Raw genomic sequence first — 17944 nt, forward strand, 5'->3', positions numbered from 1 at the left:
GGCGACATCTTTGTCATGTTGCTTCAGATCTCCATCGGCACGGGGCTGATCCTTGCCACGATCCTGATCGCCGCGGCAGGCTTCTGGCTGGGCGAGGCGTTGGTGAGCGTCTTCAACGCCTGGCTTATCCGTCGTCCGCACCCGCCCAAACTGGCGCTTGTGCTGGTCGTCTCCGTAGTGCTGGTTTTGGGAATGATGACCGCCTCGGTCTGGATCTGGGCGCTCGCCTTCGTGGGGTTGCAGGTCTTCGAAACGATTGAGCCGGCCGCGTATTTCTCACTCGTTTCCTTTACCACGCTGGGCTTCGGCGACATCCTCCTGCCGGTCGAGTGGCGCATTCTCGGCGGCATGGCCGCCGCGAATGGACTGCTGAATATAGGGCTGTACACCGCGGTTCTGGTCGAGGCCCTGCGCCGTGTCCGGTCCGAGCAGGTGCGCGGCGTGGTGGACGAACGCTAGGGCCTTCTTCTTGGTTCAAATACCCCGCCGGAGGCACGCGCCCGGCACGGGCGCGTCAATCCAGATCTATCCTCGCCCCCCCGGCGGCTTGCGCATCCTCGGCATCGTGGGTCACCAGAATGACCGGTAGCCCTCCGGCCCGTGCCCGCCCGAGAACCATCTGCCGGATCTGTCCGCGCAATTGCGCATCCAGTCGCGAGAAAGGCTCGTCCAGCAAGAGTGCGCGCGGCTCGGCCAGCAACATCCGCATCAGCGCCACCCGCGCCTTCTGCCCCCCTGATAACGTGGCAGGATCGCGCGTGCCAAAGCCGGACAGGCCGATCTCTTCCAAGGCGCGCTGGACTCGCGCCTGTCGCTCGGCACGCCCCCGCACATGGCGCGGCAGGGCAAAGGCCAGGTTGCCCGCGACGCTCAGATGCGGGAACAGCAAGCTGTCCTGGAAAAGTATGCCGACCCCACGGGCCTCCGGCGGCAGGCCGGTGATCTCGCGCCCGTCCAACCAGATCCGCCCCGTCATGGCAAAGCCGGCTGGCAGCGTGCCCATGATCGCGGCCAGAAGCGTGGATTTGCCGATCCCCGAGGGCCCCATCACGCTGAGGACTTCGCCGGGCCGCACGGTGGCTTCGACTTCCAGCAGTGGCCGCCCCCCGCGCGTGATCCGCAGATCCTCCAGCCGTAACGCCGCGCTCATGCCGTTCTCAATCCCCGGCGGTTCCGGGTAACGATCCGGGGCAGGGCCAGCGCCAGCGCAAAGCCGAGCATGACCAGTCCGGTCTGCATCAGCGCCGTGACACCGATCACCCGCCGATCCCCGCCCGAGGCCAGCGCCACCGCCTCGGTCGTCAATGTCTGCACCCGCCCGCCGCCGATCAGCAGGCTGGGCAGGTATTGCCCGACCGAAACGGCGAATCCCACCGCCGTCGCTGTCAGCACCGGCGCGATCAGCATTGGCAGGCGCACGCTCCAGAAAATGCGCCAAGGCCCCGCGCCCAGCGTGGCGGCTACCGTCGCATGACGTGCATCCCATGCCCTCCAGGGGGCGGCCATGGACAATAGAACATAAGGCAGCACAAAGACGAGATGGCCGATCACCACGACGCCCATCCCGGCTGTCATACCCGCGACAAGCGCAAGGCTCTGCATCCCCGGCAGAAACGCCACCTGCGGCACCAGCAACGGCAGGTATAACAGCCAAAGACCGCCGCTGACGCGTGCGCCGCGCATCGATCCGAAACGATACTCGGCCTCCAGGCAGGCCAGCACCAGCACCAGTGCCAGTGCCGTGGCAACGGTTCCGATCCAGACCGTGCGCCCCAAAGTCCCGGCCAGCGCAGGCGCCTGGGTTGCCCAGTACCGCAGCGTGATACCCTCCGGCCAAGGCTCGGGAAAGCGCCAGAACCCTGCCACCGACCACGTGGCGAGCCCTGCAAGCCCGGCCACCACGGCACCGCCGGCCAGCAATACCGTGACCAGCCCGAGCATCCTGAGCACCCCTTCGCCATGGCCGCGCCCGCCGCTCTCGGCCCAGCGACGCCCGGCCTGTCCAAGGACATGCTCGCAAAGGTGCCACAGGGCCATCGCCCCGAGCACCAGCCCAAGTTGCAGCATCGCGCCGGCCGATGCGATGAAGCGCATGGACAGGTCCGGGTCGGCCATCCAGCGCACCACCTGCACCGCCAGGGGGGGCGGGGTGTTTGGCCCGAGGATGATCGCGACATCGACAACCGACATCGAGTAGGCCAGCACCGCGTAGACCGGCAGGCGGATCTGGGGATAGACCGCGGGAAAAACGACCTTCATCCAGCCGGTGACCGGCCCGTACCCCAGGGCGCGTGCGACCTCCATTCTGGATGGGGCGCCGGCCTGGGGCAGGGCGGCCAGCGTCATCAACATGAGAAAAGGCACCTCTTTCGCCACCAGCCCGGCCACCATTGCCGCCCCCCAGGGGTCTTGGACGATCAACAGGTCCGGCGGGTTTTCCCAGCCTGTCGCCCAAGGCGACAGCGCCCGTGCGATCCAGCCCGAGGGTGCGATCAGGAAAACAATGCCAAGGGCTGCGGCGGCATGGGGAACCGACAACAGCGGCGCCAGCACCCGCTCCAGCCCGCGCATCGTCCTGCTGCCCTGCCAGCCCGCCACGAACAGAACGACCACCATCAGCGAGACCGCCGTCGCCGTCAGTCCCGTGCCCAGCGACAGCGCCACCGCGCGCTCTAGGCCCGGCCAGTCGAAAAGCGCTTCAAAGGGCGCTATTGCCGGGCGTTCTCCGCCCAGGGCGGGCAATATCCCCAGCGCCGGGGCCAGCGTGCCCGCCAGCCCGGCCGCCACGGGCCCAAGCATCAGGGCCAGCGTCACCGCCGGGGCCGCGCGCAGCGGGCGCATCGCTCAGTCGCCCAAGCCGTATCGGGCCATCCAGTCGGCCTCGAGCTGCCGCATCCAGCTCGGATGTGGCTCTGGCAGGGCGGGGCCCAGCTCTTCGGGGCTCAGCGTCGCAATGCCCATGTCCAGCTCCGCGAACCGCGCGCGATCCACTTGTGCCAGCTTGTCCATCGCCAGGACCGTGCCATAGCCCAGAACGTCCGGATCCTGCGCGCGCGCCTGCGCTTCGGGGGATAACAGGAAATCGGCCAGCACCATCGCGCCCGCTTTTGCCGTCGCATTGTAAGGGATCGCGACAAAGCTGGCATTGCCGATGGTCCCGCCTTCCAGCACGAAAGTCCGTACCGTGTCGGGCAACTGCCCGTTCGCGATGGCGGTAGAGGCCTCGCCGGGGCTGAAGGAAATCGCGAGGTCGATCTCGCCATCGGCCATCAACTGGATCTGGCGCGGCCCGCTCTGCGGATAGGCGCGACCCTGGCGCCACAGATGCGGGGTCAGCTCGTCGAGAAAGGCCCAGAGCGGGGCGCTCACCTCTGCGTAATCCACCGCCTCGATGGGGCCTTGCAACAGCGACGGGTCGGAAACCAACTCGTAAAGAGCCTGCTTCAGAAAGGTGCTGCCCAGGAAATCGGGTGGTTGGGGATAGGTAAAGCGGCCCGGATTGCCCTTGGCCCAGTCCAGCAGCGCGGGCATGCTCTGTGGTGGGTCCGGCAGGCGCGCGGTATCGTGGTAAAAGACCACCTGCGCCATGGCCCAGGGTGCTTCCAGCCCCTCGGTTGGCACCGTGAAATCCGAACGCAGCGCGGGCTTGCCTGCCACATCGACCAGGCGCCAGTTCGGCAGTGCTTCGGCCCAGGGCCCGAATAACAGGCCCGCCTCCTTCATCGCGGCGAAATTGGCCCCGTTGATCCAGATCAGGTCGACCGCCCCGCCGCTATGCTTGCCCGCGGCCCGCTCGGCCAGGACCCGGCTGACCGCATCGGCCGTGTCCGACAGCTTGACATGTACGACCCTCACGCCGTTGCGCGCCTCGACCCTGTCGCCCGCCCAGCGGATGAAGGCATTCGTTGCCGTGGCGCCTCCCCATGCGTTCCAATAGACCGTCTGACCGCGCGCCTGCTCCAGCACGCCCTGCCAGTCGGCGGGATCGGGATCGGCCCAGGCGGGTGTCGTGACAAGTGCGGCAAGCGCGTATAGGCGGGCGAGGATCGTCATGGCTGGGGCTCACTCCATTTTCCTGGCCCCCTTATGCCAAGGGATGGCGTCCTTAGGAAACGCAAAGGGAAAAAAACAGCGTGATCGCCTCGTTCTTCTTGGCGAAAAATACCCCGCCGGAGACACGCGCCCGGCACGGGCGCGCGAGGCCCGGCCCTGGCCTGCCGCAACCGAACGGCCCGTCGAGGCTCGTTTTGGTGGCCCGTGCAAAAGACAGGCCCCGCACTTACCTGCCGGGCCGCGCGCCTCAGGCCGCCAGTTGCGGGCGTTTGCAATCGCGTTCGACCAGCATCGCGTGCAGGGCTCGGATCGCCTCGTCCATCCGGTCGCGCGGCACCACGAATTGCGCGTCGACGTCTCGGGTGGTTTGTTGGACGGCCACCGCTTGGATTCCCGCGCCCTCCAGCGCGTCCAGCCCGCGTGACAGTACCCTGAGCCCCGACAGGTCTCGCCCGATGGCCGAAACCACGCCCAGGTTGCGCGCTTTCAGCGTGGCGCCGGGGTAAAGCGTTTCGAGATCGTGCTCGACCCGGCGCACGGATTTCAATGGCGCATCCAGGTAATGTGTGATCGTGTTGGCGTTCGAGGTCTTGGCCACGATCCGCACGTTATGACGGGTCAGCACGTCCAGGATCGCGCTGTCATAACCTTTCACGCCCACCATATCCTGTTCGAACAGTTCCAGCGCATACACGCCCAGGCCCGTTACCATTTCAACGCGCCGCGATCCTGCCTCGGCCTCGTCGATCAGGGTTCCGGGATCTTCGGGTTCGAAAGCGTTGGTCACGCGCAGCGGGATACCTGCCTGGCGCAGCATCTTGGCGGCCTTGGGATGCACCGCCTCCATTCCCATGTTCGACAGTTGGTCTGCCACGTCGTAATTGGTATGACCCAGCTTGACCACGTTTTCCGGCCCTACCAGTTTCGGATCGGCCGAGGAAAGGTGGAATTCCTTGTGGATGATTGCCTCTGCCGCACCGGTGCGTGCGGCGATGCGGGAAAAGGTCACTTCGGAATAGCCGCGATCGAATTCCGCCATGAGGCCCTCGGCGCATTGCGCATAGCCCGTTACGATAGGCATCTCGCGGGCGAGGTCCACGTCCGACAGCCCTTGGGCGATGCGTTCGTCCAGCGTGTAATGCCCCTCATCGCGCCAGCCCGACAGATCGACGAAGCGGGCGTCCAAGCCGTGACGGCGCAGCATGAGCGCGGTGGCGAATGCCGAATGCGCCTCGCCCAGTCCCGACAGCAATTCCCGGATCACCGCCATGTGGCTGGCCAGCCGGAAATGCCCGTAGGAACACAGCCTTTGCAGGTCGATCAGGCAGGAGCGCGCCCCTTCGATCCGTTCGCGCACGAAATCATCGGCGGCGGCAAGGTCGGCGGGGTGATCCAGAACGGTGTCATGGGCCCTGCGCATCGCCTCGGCGACGGTATTCAGCGCATCTGACCAACCCTGGTCGTTATCGGCGTTGGAAAACAGCGCATAGACCCCCGGTTCGCCGGATTTCTTGTGTTCCAGCAGAAGATTGGTAATGCCGCCAAAGGCCGAGACCACGAAGATGCGGTTATACAGTTCGTCGCCCGTCCTGCTGCCGATGAACAGGGTGTCGGCCAGTTCATGGACGCGGCTCATCGACGTGCCGCCAATCTTTTCGACGGTATGCTTTTGCTTGGTCACTCTCATGTTCCGCGCGCGGGTTGGCCCTGCGCGCGCCCCTTTGAAATGAATTTATTCCGCCGCGCTCGCGGGCGGCGCATAAGAGCCGTCCTCACGGTGGACCTCGTTGCCGGTGACGGGCGGGTTGAAACAGCAGGCCATGACCAGGTCTTCGTCGGCCCGCAGGGTGTGCTTGTCATGCTGATCCAGCGCGTACATCACGCCGGGCCGGATCTCGAAGGTTTCGCCCGTGGCCAGATCGGTGATCGCGCCACGCCCCGAGATACAGTAGACGCTCTCGAAATGGTGCTTGTAATGAAACGTATGTTCGCTTCCGGCGTAAAGCGTCGTGATGTGGAATGAAAAGCCCATCCCGTCATCGGCCAGCAGCATTCGAACAGAGGTCCATTGCGCGTCCGAAACCGCGCGGTTGGTATCTTTCAGCTTGTTGAAATCTCGAACGATCATGGGCTTACTCCGCCGCCATGGGGAAAGGGACAAGGGTATCGACGGCCGCCTCCAGGACATCTAGCCCCTGCTTGAACTGTTCCATCGGAATGGTCAGCGGTGCCAGCACCTTGACCACCTCGTCATGGGCCCCCGAAGTTTCGATGATCAGGCCGCGGCGGAACGCTTCTGCGCAGATGCGCCCGGCCAGTTCGCCACTGCCGACATCGATCCCGCGCATCATGCCGCGGCCCTTGATCCGGGCGCCGTCGATACGCGCGGCAATGCCGTGCAACCGTTCCTCCAGCACCTGGGATTTCAACGCGATCTGGTTGCGTAGCCGGTCATCGGCCCAGAACTTTTCCAGCGCCACGCGGGCGGTGACAAAGGCATGGGTGTTGCCGCGGAAGGTGCCGTTATGTTCGGCCGGTTTCCAGATGTCATGTTCCGGGCGCACCAGCACGCAGGCAAAGGGCAGGCCAAAGCCCGACAACGATTTCGCCAGCGTCACCATGTCGGGTTCCACCCCCATGTGGTCGAAGCTGAAGAAGCTGCCGGTGCGACCCATGCCGGCCTGGATGTCGTCGACGATCAAGAGGGCGCCATGCGCCCTGGCGATCCGCGCGATACCTTGCACCCATTCGGTCGAGGCGGCGTTAAGCCCGCCCTCACCTTGCACCAGCTCAACCACGAAGGCGGCCGCGGGCTCGATCCCCGACGAGGGGTTCGACAGCATCGTCTCGATCACCGCAAGGGTATCGACATCCTCTCCTAGCGCGCCTTCGAAGGGCATGCGTGTAACGTCGGGCAGCGTGACGCCACCGGCGCCGGCGCGTTTGCCCTGGTTGCCGGTCAGCGCCAGCGCGCCCAGCGTCATGCCGTGAAAGCCGTTGGTGAAAGAGATCACGTTCTTGCGGCCGGTGACCTTGCGCGCCAGCTTGATCGCGGCCTCGACCGCGTTGGTGCCGGTGGGGCCGGTCATCATCACCTTGTGGTCCATCCCGCGAGGGCGCAGGATCAGCGTTTCGATCGTTTCCAGAAAGGCCGCTTTTTCATCCGTGTGCAGGTCCAAGGCATGGGCGAGCCCGTCGGTCGAGACATGCTCGATCAGCGCAGCCTTCATATCGGGGTCGTTATGGCCGTAATTCAGTGACGAACACCCGGACAGGAAGTCGATGTAGCAATTGCCGTCGGCATCGGTCAGCGTCGCGCCCTGTGCGCGGGCAAAGCTGACCGGAAAGCTGCGGCAATAGCTGCGCGCCTCGGATTCGCGGCGCTCGTAAATGGTGGGCTCGGCTGTCTTGGCAGTCGACATCGAAAATACCTCTCGGGTTTTCTGGATTGGGTGGCGCGGCGGGGCTCAGGCGGCCTGCCGCAGCTCCTCGGCGAGGGAAATCGTGACCATGTATTCGGTCGCGTGCTTGCCCTCGAAATGGCGGTCACGCTTGAAATAGGGTTCGTCTTCGAGCCGCGCGCCAAGGCTGCGGGCAAAACTGCGGAACAGTCCCCATGATGCGGTGTTGTCCGGCGTGATCGTGGTCTGAAGCCGCATCACCTCTGCGCAGGCCTCGCGTTCAACGAGCTCGAACAGCATCTTGCGCCCCAGGCCGCGTCCGCGTGCCTTTTCCGACACGGCGACCTGCCAGATGAACAGCGTTTCGGGATCTTTCGGCAGAACGTAGGCGGAAATCCAGCCCACGATGTCACCTTCCGTCTCGGCAACGATACAGGTGTCGCGGAAATGGTCGCATTGCAACAGGTTGCAGTAAAGCGAGTTCTCGTCGAGCGGCCTGCTGGCCCGGATCAGTGCCCACACGGCCGCGCCATCCTCGTCGCGCGGCATGCGAAAAGTGATTTGTCCTGTTTCGGCAGGCGGGGTGTCGGTGCTGGCTTGGCCCATGTCGTTCAGTCCTCGTTCTGTTGCTCCGTTGTATATAGTTAGTCATCATAAATTTCAATAGACTAAGGGTATGCTCGAAAATTCCCTTATTTTATCTGTTTTTGTCTTCTTTGATCGGGTTTGATGATTATCTTTTGCGAAGTATTTTGTGTGTGCGGGCGGTATTATCCTTCGTGTGACGAATTTGTGGCACTTGCGCCCGCGTGCAGTTGGTGGAAAACCGGCCGGGCGGCGTTATCCGGGGGTGGTGTGGTGAAACGATCCGATGTCAGTCTGGTTGCGCTACGGCGCATCCTGCGCGCGACCGAGCTTTACGGCCGGGAACTGGCCAAGGCCGCCGGCCTGACAGCAGTGCAGATTCGCGTGCTTCAGATCGTGGCAGAGACCGGACGCAGCACGCCCAAGGCAATTGCCGCGCGCATGGGCGTGTCGCAGGCCACGATGACCACCCTGATCGACCGGCTGGTCGCCAAGGGGCTGGTCGACCGACGCCGATCTGATGCCGATCGACGGCAGATGAATATCTTTATCACTGATGCGGGGCGCGAGGCGATCGCGCGGGCGCCCGATCCGTTGCATGATCGCTATGTGCATGCCTTCGACGCTCTGCCTGACTGGGAACAGGCGATGATCGTCGCCGCGCTCGAACGTGTGGCGGGGCTGCTGGATGCGGGCAACATGGATGTGGCCCCGGTGCTGGACCTGGGCGACATAAAGCGTAACACGCCTGCGGGCTGAGCGTGGTCAGGGGGCGGGTGCGCCTGTTGCGTTCGCCGTTGCCTTGCCTGCCCCGATCGCGGCCAGCAGGTCGGGGATGTGTTGCCTGAAACGGAAAAAGCCCCGGGTCGCATGCGGCCATGCGCGCAGGTCGTAGGGGCGGGGATGACGGGTCAGCGCGATGGCCCGATCGGCAAGGGCCGCTTCAAGCGTGGCCAGCGCTTCTGCGGCAGGTCCGGTCGGGGCATGGGCCGTCGCAACCACCGCCAGATCGTGTTCCGCGGCCCAGTCTGCGATGGCCTCCGGTGTCTCGTGGATCGGGCCGTCATCGCATATGCGGGCCAGCGCGTCGGCCGCCAGCGCGCGGGTAAATTCCGTCACGCCTGCCGAAACGGCCAGCGGCGAACGGCGCGCATGGGACAAAAGGGCGGCCATTGTCACGGGTCTGATCCCGGCCTCGATCAGCCATCCCGGCGAAAGATCTTCCTCGGTCAGCAACAGCCCGACCCTCCCGGACGGCAGGCGGGTGGCGCTGGGCAGTGGGGCAGGCGAGGGCGGTGGCGGGCCCTCTAGGGGGGCGGCCTCGGCCACCAGCCCGCGGGGATGGAACCGTCCCCCGGTATAGGTCACGATATTGTCAGCGCGGGCGAGATAATGCTTGCCGCGCGTTTGCAGACCCGCAACCCAGCGCCAGCCAAGCGTGTTCGACGCAGGGTCACCATCCAGCAGGTGCCGCAGAAAGAAATCGGCGCCCAGTTCCCAGGGCAGGCGCAGGGTAAAGATCCAGATCGAGGCGAACCACATGCGCGCGTGGTTGTGAAGGTATCCGGTCTGTACCAGTTCCCGTGCCCAGGCGTCGAACGCGTCGATCCCGGTCGTGCCCTGGCAGGCAGAGGCCCAGCGCGCGCGCAGCCCGTCCTCGGTTGCGATCCGGTCGCGGGCGCGATTCAGCCCGGCACGGTATTGCACCCAGCTATCGGGACGTTGTTCCATCCAGCCTTTCCAATAGGTTCGCCAGAACACTTCTTGTATGAACTTTTCTGCCTGCACCGGCGTGTGGCGGGCCAGAACGGCGCGCAGCACTTCCTCTTCGGTCAGCGCGCGGTGGCGCAACCATGGCGAAAGGCAAGAGACATGCAGGTGCTGTCCGGGGCCGAGGTCGAAATTGCGCCGCGCGGCATAGTCGCGGCCCGCGCGCGGCACGAAACGGGCCAGTCGGTCCAGCGCGGCATCTCTGGTGGGAGGAAAGCGGGTGGTCATGATCTGCCTCTTTTGCCGGCGGAGTGCCCGCCAGATATCTCGCGATCGCGCCGGTTCAACCATCCTGGCACAAACGTCCCGCTTGCCCTTGCAGGGCTGCGGGCGCGCCACTAAGACTCCGTTTGGTATCCGGGGCACATCCTGTCCCCTTGAACATCGAAGGCAGGCCTACATGACCGATCCGATCGAGCACTACATGCAAAACCTCGTGCCCATGGTGGTCGAGCAGACATCGCGCGGCGAACGCGCCTACGACATCTTCTCGCGCCTGCTGAAAGAGCGGATCATTTTCGTCACCGGCCCCGTCCATGACGGGATGGCCAGCCTGATCGTGGCGCAGCTTTTGCATCTTGAGGCGGAAAACCCGTCCAAGGACATATCGATGTATATCAACAGCCCCGGCGGAGTGGTGACGTCCGGCCTGTCGATCTATGACACGATGCAATACATCAAGCCGAAAGTGTCCACGCTGGTAGTCGGGCAAGCGGCATCGATGGGGTCGCTCTTGCTGGCGGCCGGCGCGCCGGGCATGCGTTTCTCGTTGCCTAATTCGCGGATCATGGTGCATCAGCCCTCGGGCGGTTACCAGGGGCAGGCAACGGATATCATGATCCACGCCCAAGAGACGCAGAAACTCAAGGACCGGCTTAACCACATCTATGTGAAGCATACCGGCCAGGAATTCCAGGCAGTCGTCGACGCGCTGGAGCGAGACAACTTCATGGATCCCGAGGCGGCCAAGGCTTGGGGCCTGATCGACGAGATCGTCGAAAGCCGCGTTGGCGCAGGGGGCGGCGAAAGCTGATCCCGACATCGGGGCGCGCAGCGATACGCGCCTCGGAACCCGCTCTTGGCGCGGCCTATTTTGGCGTTGTGCCTCACACTGACCTGCCCTACCCTGATGGGGTGCTTGTCCCGCAAGGGGGCGCGTCCGTCGCGATGGCGGGCCATAGAGAAAGCCTAGAGGACCGACATGGCGAATAGTTCCGGCAGCGACTCGAAAAACACGCTCTACTGCTCGTTCTGCGGCAAGAGCCAGCACGAGGTGCGCAAGCTGATCGCCGGGCCGACCGTGTTCATCTGCGACGAATGTGTCGAGCTTTGCATGGACATCATTCGCGAGGAAACCAAGGCCACCGGCCTGAAATCCGCCGACGGTGTTCCCACGCCCAAGGATATTTGCGACGTTCTGGACGATTACGTGATCGGTCAGGCCCATGCCAAGCGGGTGCTGTCGGTCGCGGTTCACAACCATTACAAGCGTCTCAACCACGCGGGTAAATCCGAGATCGAGCTTGCGAAATCCAACATCATGCTGATCGGCCCGACCGGCTGCGGCAAGACGTTGCTTGCGCAGACGCTGGCGCGCATCCTGGATGTGCCCTTTACCATGGCCGACGCCACCACGCTGACCGAGGCGGGTTATGTCGGCGAGGACGTGGAAAACATCATCCTGAAACTGCTTCAGGCCAGCGAGTACAACGTCGAACGCGCCCAGCGCGGCATCGTCTATATCGACGAGGTCGACAAGATCACGCGCAAGTCCGACAATCCCTCGATCACCCGCGACGTGTCGGGCGAGGGCGTTCAACAGGCGCTATTGAAAATCATGGAGGGCACGGTGGCCAGCGTGCCGCCGCAGGGTGGGCGCAAGCATCCGCAGCAGGAATTCCTGCAGGTGGATACCACCAACATCCTGTTCATCTGCGGCGGCGCCTTTGCGGGGCTGGAAAAGATCATCGCCCAGCGCGGCAAGGGCTCGGCAATCGGTTTCGGCGCCGATGTGAAAGAGAACGATTCGCGTGGCGTAGGCGAGATGTTCAAGGAACTCGAACCCGAGGATCTGCTGAAGTTCGGCCTGATCCCCGAGTTCGTCGGCCGCCTTCCGGTGATCGCCACGTTGCAAGACCTCGACGAGGATGCCCTGGTGCAGATCCTTACAGAGCCGAAGAACGCACTGGTCAAGCAGTATCAGCGCCTGTTCGAGCTTGAGGATGTCAAGCTGACCTTTACCGACGATGCGCTGAGCGCGATTGCCAAGCGGGCGATCGCCCGCAAGACTGGCGCGCGCGGTTTGCGTTCGATCATGGAAGACATCCTATTGGATACCATGTTCGACCTTCCCGGCATGGAGGGTGTCGAAGAGGTCGTGGTCAACGAAGAGGCCGTTTCCGCCGAGGCGGCACCGCTGATGATCTATGCCGACCACAAGAAGGAAGGCGCGAGCGCCGGGTGAGCTGATCGCGCCTTTGTCCTGCGGAGCGCTGAGGGGCGCCCGCTCCGTCGCTGTAACAGGTCGCGAGCCGCTCCGCGCGGCCATGACGCTGGACCTTGCCACGCGCTTGCGCCATATCTTGGCAAATGATCGGGAGGACTGCATGGGCGTGATCGACAGCGTTTTGAAACTCGTGACCTGGTGGAACAACGAAACTGTTGGCACCCGGCTCTTTACCGCGCGCAACGGCCAGAAGGTCGGTGAGGACGAGCAGGGAAATGTCTTTTACCAGTCCCGTGACGGAAAGCGGCGTTGGGTTATCTACGATGGCGAGGTCGAGGCCAGTCGTGTGTCGCCTGACTGGCATGGCTGGCTGCACCATACCTATGACACGCCGCCGACCGAGGCGCCCCTGCCGAAAAAGTCGTGGCAAAAACCCCATTCCGCGAACCTGACCGGTACGCCTTTCGCCTATGCGCCTTCGGGGTCATTGCGCCGTGCGCAGCCCGCAGAGCGGCGCGATTACGAGGCATGGCAGCCGGAATAACAGATGGCCGAGAACAGCTCTTCAGAGATCATGGCCGGCGGTGCGGTGCTTGCGCTGGCGCTTGGCTTTTTCGTCTATGCCGCCAATATCGCCGATCTGGGCGGGGGCAAGTCGGGCCATTACGAACTGACGGCCAGTTTTCGCTCGGTCGAGGGGGTCTCGGTGGGCACCGATGTGCGCCTGGCCGGGGTCAAGGTGGGAACCGTTACCGCCCTCGACCTGAACTCTGAAACCTTTCGCGCAGATACCCGTTTCACCGTGAAAGAGGGGATCGAGCTTCCCGATGACAGTACGGTTCTGGTGTCCTCGGAGGGGCTGTTGGGCGGAACGTTCATAGAGATCATGCCGGGTGGTTCACCTTTCAATCTTGCCGCGGGCGACGAGATGCTGGACACACAGGGCGCGGTCAGCCTGATCAACCTCTTGATGAAGTTCTTTACTGCGTCCGGGGACGATGCCACATGAATATCCGTCTCGCGGCGCTTGCGCTGACGGTGGTGGCCGCGCCGCTTTCCGCCCAAGAGCAGTCCTCTCAACAGGGCTGGCCCTCGGAGGGCTGGGCTGTTCTCCCGCTGGAAGATGCACCCACGCTTGACATGGATCCGGGCGCGATAGAGATCGTTCCCGCCCCGCTGGAGGGTGGCCCGGTTCTGGAAATGTACGACACGCCCATCCCGGACGGGATCGGTTTTGATACCGAGCCGATGGCGACGCCCGACCTGGTGACCGAGGTGGCCGCATCTGGTGCGGTGCTGCGCTGGTTGGACAGGGTGTCTGGTGAGACTGTTGATCTGTCGCTTTCTCCCGGTCAGGTCGGGCGGGTGGGTCGGCTGAGCGTGGTTCTGGGCGAATGCCGATATCCGGCGGACAACCCGGCGTCGGACGCCTTTGCTTTTCTCACGATCCACGAGGAAGGGCAGGACAGGCCCCTGTTTTCGGGCTGGATGCTTGCCTCCAGCCCGGCGTTGAACGCGCTCGACCATCCACGCTACGATATCTGGGTGCTGCGCTGTAACAAGTCCTGAGGCGACGGGATCGCGCCCTGTCGATCGAAATCCGCCTCAGACCGAAGCGCCGTGGCAAGTTTCACGCGATAATCCTCACGGCTTATCTCGATGCCGCCCAACCGCGCCAGGTGGTCGGTCAGGAACTGGGTGTCAAACAGCCGGAACCCGCCCGCGCGCAGCCGGTCGACCAGGTAGGCCAACGCCACCTTCGAGGCGTCAGTCCGCCGTGAAAACATGCTTTCGCCGAAAAATGCGCCACGCAGCGTCACGCCATAAACCCCGCCGATCAACGCGCCATCCTGCCAGACCTCTAGCGAGTGAGCATGGCCCATTTCGTGTAACTCGTTATAAAGGCGAAAGATGCTGTCATTGATCCAGGTCTCGTCGCGATCGGCACAGCCGCGCACCACCCCTGCGAAATCTGTATCTGTGCGGATCGTGAACACGGCACGCCGGATCGTGCGCCGCAGGCTGCGCGAGATGTGAAAGCCATTCAACGGCATGATCCCCCGACGCTGCGGATCGACCCAGAACACCTCGGGGTCATCGCGCGATTCGGCCATCGGGAAAACACCTGCCGCGTAGGCATTCAGCAGAAGTTCGGGAGTGAGGGCGGGGCCTTGCACCGTCTCAGCCCCAACAATCGGGGCGTTGACTCACAGCTCGGCCCCGGACTCCAACCAGCGTTCCAGCCAGTGGATATCGTAGTTGCCGCCCAGGATATCCGGTTCGCACAAAAGCGCACGGAAAAGCGGAACGGTGGTTTCGACCCCGTCCACGATCAGTTCGCCCAGCGCCCGGTTGAGGCGCGCCAAAGCCTCTCCGCGGTCGCGGCCATGCACGATCAGCTTGCCGATCAGGCTGTCGTAATAGGGCGGGATCGAATAGCCGTCGTAAAGCGCCGAATCCATCCGCACGCCCAGGCCGCCGGGCGCGTGATAGGCGGTGATCCGGCCGGGGCAGGGGGCGAAATTCGGCAGCCGCTCAGCGTTGATCCGAACCTCGATCGCATGGCCGTTGAGTTGCAGTTCGTCCTGCGTAAACGATAGCGGCTGTCCCTCTGCGACCCGAATCTGTTCGCGTACAAGATCGACGCCAAAGATCGCCTCGGTTACGGGGTGTTCCACTTGCAGGCGGGTATTCATCTCGATGAAGTAGAACTCGCCGTTCTCGTAGAGGAATTCGATCGTGCCCGCGCCGATATAGTTGATATTGGCGACAGCCTCGGCACAGATCTGGCCGATCCGTGCGCGGGTGTCGGCATCGATCACCGGGCCGGGGGCCTCTTCCAAAACCTTTTGGTGACGTCGCTGCAACGAACAGTCCCGTTCGCCCAGGTGAACCGCGTGGCCCTTGCCGTCGCCGAAGACCTGGATCTCGATATGCCGAGGCTTGCCGAGATATTTCTCGATATAGACCTCGTCATTGCCAAAGGCTGACTTCGCCTCTGCACGGGCGGTCTGAAAGGCATGGTCCAGCTCGTCGGCGGTTTTCGCCAGTTTCATGCCGCGCCCGCCGCCGCCGGCGGTGGCCTTGATGATGACCGGATACCCGATTTCGGCGGCCACGCGGCGCGCGGTTTCAAGGTCCGGCACGCCCCCGTCCGATCCCGGCACGCAGGGCACGCCGAGCGCCTTCATGGTTTCCTTGGCGGTGATCTTGTCGCCCATCATGCGGATATGTTCCGCCGAGGGGCCGATGAAGGTCAGGCCGTGATCCTCGACGATCTGCACGAAGCGGGCGTTTTCCGACAGGAAGCCATAGCCCGGATGGATCGCCTGGGCGCCGGTGATCTCGCAGGCAGAGATGATGGCCGGGATTGAAAGATAGCTGTCAGTGCCCGGCGGGGGACCGATACAAACACTTTCGTCGGCCATGCGCACATGCATCGCGTCGGCATCGGCGGTGGAATGCACCGCGACCGAACGGATGCCCATTTCGCGACAGGCGCGGATGACGCGCAGCGCGATTTCCCCCCGATTGGCGATGAGGATTTTTTCGAACATGGGGCGGGCGCCTTATTCGATGATCATAAGGGGGGCGCCGAATTCGACCGGCGCGCCATCCTCGACCAGAATGCGTTTCACGGTGCCAGAGCGGGGCGCGGGGATATGGTTCATGGTCTTCATCGCCTCGACGATCAGTAGTGTCTGACCCTCGGTGACGGTGCTGCCCAGCTTGACGAACGGTTCAGAGCCCGGTTCGGCCTGAAGGTAGGCGGTGCCGACCATGGGCGAAGTTACCGCGCCGGGATGCAGTGCGGGATCTTCGGCCGGGGAGTCCGTGGCGGCGGTTGTGGGGGCCGGGGCCGCGACCGGGGCTGCGGCCATCATTGGCGTGGCCGCGGCGACCGGGGCGGGGGCGCTGCGCGACACCCGGACATCCAGAGAGTCGTCCTCGCCATATTCGCGCTTGACCTGAAGTTCGGTCAGGTCGTGCTCGCGCAGGAGTTCCGCAAGCGCCTGAATGAAAGCCACATCCGCCTCGTGGGAAGTTTTCGTCATGCCAGTCCTCGATCGGTTGCGCGTTCGCCACTCGCGCCCGGCGCCCGCATCCTGCATTGAAATTGGGCCGCTTATACGCGAGGGGAAAACCCATGGAAAGGCGAAGCGCGCGCTTTTTCACGCGTGAGACTGCGGCAAGAGGCGCCCAACACCCTTTGCAGTCAGGGATTTCCCTTTCCATTTCAGAAACAAAGTCCCATCATCGGGTGCGTCCGAAACCCCCGTCCACTTACGGACGGCCCTTTTCCCGGAGTGACCCATGGCGCTCGACCGCAAGCCCGTTCCCAACGACCTGTCCGCGTTCTGGATGCCGTTCACCGCGAACCGCCAGTTCAAGAAGGCCCCGCGCATGTTGGTGGGGGCAAGTGGGATGTTTTATCACACCGCCGACGGGCGCGAGGTGCTGGACGGCACCGCGGGGCTGTGGTGCTGCAACGCGGGCCATTGCCGGCCCAGGATTACCCAGGCGATACAGGAACAGGCGGCGGAACTGGACTATGCCCCCGCCTTCCAGATGGGTCACCCCAAGGCGTTCGAACTGGCATCTGCCCTGCGCGATATGGCGCCCGAGGGGATGGAGCATGTTTTCTTCACCAATTCGGGTTCCGAGTCGGTGGAAACCGCGTTGAAGATCGCCATCGCCTATCACCGTGCCCGCGGCGAGGGTGCGCGCACGCGGCTGATCGGGCGCGAACGCGGTTATCACGGGGTGAATTTCGGCGGCATTTCCGTGGGCGGTATCGTCAACAACCGCAAGATGTTCGGCACCCTGCTGGGCGGTGTCGACCACCTGCCGCACACCCATCTGCCGGACCAGAATGCGTTCACCCGCGGCCAGCCCGAGCATGGCGCGCATCTGGCCGACGACCTCGAACGCATCGTGGCCCTGCACGGGGCGGAAACCATCGCGGCCGTGATCGTCGAACCGATGGCGGGATCGACCGGTGTGCTGATGCCGCCCAAGGGCTACCTGGAACGGCTGCGCGAGATCTGCACGAAGCACGGCATTCTGCTGATCTTCGACGAGGTCATCACCGGTTTCGGGCGGCTGGGTTCGGCCTTTGCCGCGGATCATTTCGATGTGATGCCCGACATGATGACCGTGGCAAAGGGTCTGACCAACGGGGTCATTCCGATGGGCGCGGTGCTGACGACGCCGGCGATTCATGATGCGTTCATGCAGGGCCCCGAACACGTGATTGAACTGTTCCACGGCTATACCTATTCCGGCAACCCGATCGCCGCCGCGGCGGGGCTTGCCACGCTGGAAACCTATCGCGAGGAGGGCCTTTTCGAGAATGCCGCCAGCCTTGCCTCCTATTGGGAGGACGCGCTGCACAGTCTCAAGGATCAGCCGCATGTGATCGACATCCGCAACATGGGCCTTGTCGGCGCCATCGAGCTGGAGCCGATCGCGGGCGATCCTACCAGACGCGCCTTTGGTGCCTTTCTTGCGGCCTATGAAAAGAACCTGATGATCCGAACGACTGGCGACATCATCGCGCTGTCCCCGCCGCTGATCATAGGCAAGGCCGAAATCGATCGGATCGTGGAAACGCTATCCGAGGTTCTCAGGACGCTTGACTGACCGCGAGATTGGCGGATTTGACCGGGATCAAGGTGTGTCTTTACTG

At 63.8% G+C, this 17944-nt stretch carries 19 protein-coding genes; 8 read left to right on the forward strand and 11 right to left on the reverse strand.

Features of this window, described 5'->3' with window-relative positions; genetic code table 11:
• The first annotated feature begins 15 nt into the window (after positions 1–15).
• Positions 16–459, forward strand: coding sequence for an ion channel (locus tag EV663_RS01965; RefSeq protein ID WP_132950072.1), 444 nt, complete (start codon positions 16–18; stop codon positions 457–459).
• Positions 460–514: 55 nt separating this feature from the next.
• On the opposite strand, the gene EV663_RS01970 is transcribed toward EV663_RS01965, so the two are convergent.
• The 7 genes from EV663_RS01970 to ectA form a co-directional block, all read right to left on the reverse strand.
• Positions 515–1150: an ATP-binding cassette domain-containing protein gene (locus EV663_RS01970; protein ID WP_132950073.1), complete on the reverse strand. Its 636-nt coding sequence runs from the start codon at positions 1148–1150 to the stop codon at positions 515–517.
• Complete coding sequence (locus EV663_RS01975) at positions 1147–2841, reverse strand: ABC transporter permease (protein ID WP_132950074.1); 1695 nt, start codon at positions 2839–2841, stop codon at positions 1147–1149. Before EV663_RS01975 ends, EV663_RS01970 begins: the two co-directional genes overlap by 4 nt.
• Positions 2842–2844: 3 nt before the next feature.
• The gene (locus tag EV663_RS01980; protein ID WP_132950075.1) at positions 2845–4053 is read right to left on the reverse strand and encodes an ABC transporter substrate-binding protein; all 1209 of its coding nucleotides are present in this window, start codon (positions 4051–4053) and stop codon (positions 2845–2847) included.
• Positions 4054–4300: 247 nt separating this feature from the next.
• Positions 4301–5734, reverse strand: a complete 1434-nt coding sequence (locus EV663_RS01985; protein WP_279432533.1) for an aspartate kinase — start codon at positions 5732–5734, stop codon at positions 4301–4303.
• 51 nt (positions 5735–5785) lie between these two features.
• Positions 5786–6181, reverse strand: coding sequence for an ectoine synthase (locus EV663_RS01990; protein ID WP_132950077.1), 396 nt, complete (start codon positions 6179–6181; stop codon positions 5786–5788).
• A 4-nt stretch (positions 6182–6185) separates the two neighbouring features.
• Positions 6186–7475 (reverse strand): diaminobutyrate--2-oxoglutarate transaminase, encoded by a 1290-nt coding sequence (ectB, locus tag EV663_RS01995; RefSeq protein WP_132950078.1) that lies wholly within the window; start codon positions 7473–7475, stop codon positions 6186–6188.
• Between the two features lie 45 nt (positions 7476–7520).
• The gene (gene ectA / locus EV663_RS02000; protein WP_425057101.1) at positions 7521–8060 is read right to left on the reverse strand and encodes a diaminobutyrate acetyltransferase; all 540 of its coding nucleotides are present in this window, start codon (positions 8058–8060) and stop codon (positions 7521–7523) included.
• A gap of 252 nt (positions 8061–8312) precedes the next feature.
• On the opposite strand from ectA, the gene EV663_RS02005 reads away from it, so the two are divergent.
• Positions 8313–8798 (forward strand): MarR family winged helix-turn-helix transcriptional regulator, encoded by a 486-nt coding sequence (locus EV663_RS02005; RefSeq protein ID WP_243697848.1) that lies wholly within the window; start codon positions 8313–8315, stop codon positions 8796–8798.
• A gap of 6 nt (positions 8799–8804) precedes the next feature.
• Here EV663_RS02005 and EV663_RS02010 read toward each other — a convergent pair whose 3' ends face one another.
• Positions 8805–10037, reverse strand: coding sequence for an FAD-binding domain-containing protein (locus tag EV663_RS02010; protein ID WP_132950080.1), 1233 nt, complete (start codon positions 10035–10037; stop codon positions 8805–8807).
• A 172-nt stretch (positions 10038–10209) separates the two neighbouring features.
• Here EV663_RS02010 and EV663_RS02015 point away from each other — a divergent pair, with 172 nt between their 5' ends.
• From EV663_RS02015 to EV663_RS16005, 5 genes are all read left to right on the forward strand, one after another.
• Positions 10210–10842 (forward strand): ATP-dependent Clp protease proteolytic subunit, encoded by a 633-nt coding sequence (locus EV663_RS02015; protein ID WP_132950081.1) that lies wholly within the window; start codon positions 10210–10212, stop codon positions 10840–10842.
• Between the two features lie 168 nt (positions 10843–11010).
• Entirely contained in the window at positions 11011–12273 is a 1263-nt protein-coding gene (clpX, locus tag EV663_RS02020; protein ID WP_132950082.1) for an ATP-dependent Clp protease ATP-binding subunit ClpX, read from the forward strand.
• Positions 12274–12415: 142 nt separating this feature from the next.
• A complete protein-coding gene (locus EV663_RS02025; protein WP_132950083.1) occupies positions 12416–12799 on the forward strand; it encodes an NADH:ubiquinone oxidoreductase subunit NDUFA12 in 384 nt (127 codons plus the stop codon).
• 3 nt (positions 12800–12802) lie between these two features.
• Positions 12803–13264 (forward strand): outer membrane lipid asymmetry maintenance protein MlaD, encoded by a 462-nt coding sequence (mlaD, locus tag EV663_RS02030; protein ID WP_132950084.1) that lies wholly within the window; start codon positions 12803–12805, stop codon positions 13262–13264.
• Positions 13261–13824, forward strand: a complete 564-nt coding sequence (locus tag EV663_RS16005) for a DUF2155 domain-containing protein (RefSeq protein WP_341799027.1) — start codon at positions 13261–13263, stop codon at positions 13822–13824. Before mlaD ends, EV663_RS16005 begins: the two co-directional genes overlap by 4 nt.
• Here EV663_RS16005 and aat read toward each other — a convergent pair.
• The 3 genes from aat to accB are packed head-to-tail and all read right to left on the reverse strand — an operon-like array spanning position 13788 to position 16310.
• The gene (gene aat / locus EV663_RS02040; RefSeq protein WP_132950085.1) at positions 13788–14432 is read right to left on the reverse strand and encodes a leucyl/phenylalanyl-tRNA--protein transferase; all 645 of its coding nucleotides are present in this window, start codon (positions 14430–14432) and stop codon (positions 13788–13790) included. The genes EV663_RS16005 and aat overlap by 37 nt on opposite strands.
• 30 nt (positions 14433–14462) lie before the next feature.
• Positions 14463–15812, reverse strand: coding sequence for an acetyl-CoA carboxylase biotin carboxylase subunit (gene accC / locus EV663_RS02045; protein ID WP_132950086.1), 1350 nt, complete (start codon positions 15810–15812; stop codon positions 14463–14465).
• 12 nt (positions 15813–15824) lie between these two features.
• Entirely contained in the window at positions 15825–16310 is a 486-nt protein-coding gene (gene accB, locus EV663_RS02050; RefSeq protein WP_132950087.1) for an acetyl-CoA carboxylase biotin carboxyl carrier protein, read from the reverse strand.
• Between the two features lie 259 nt (positions 16311–16569).
• Between accB and aptA the strand changes: the two genes are divergently transcribed.
• Positions 16570–17898, forward strand: coding sequence for an omega-aminotransferase AptA (aptA, locus tag EV663_RS02055; protein ID WP_132950088.1), 1329 nt, complete (start codon positions 16570–16572; stop codon positions 17896–17898).
• Positions 17899–17944: the final 46 nt, after the last annotated feature.

This window comes from Rhodovulum bhavnagarense (assembly GCF_004343505.1).
In the GTDB taxonomy this organism is placed as follows: domain Bacteria; phylum Pseudomonadota; class Alphaproteobacteria; order Rhodobacterales; family Rhodobacteraceae; genus Rhodovulum; species Rhodovulum bhavnagarense.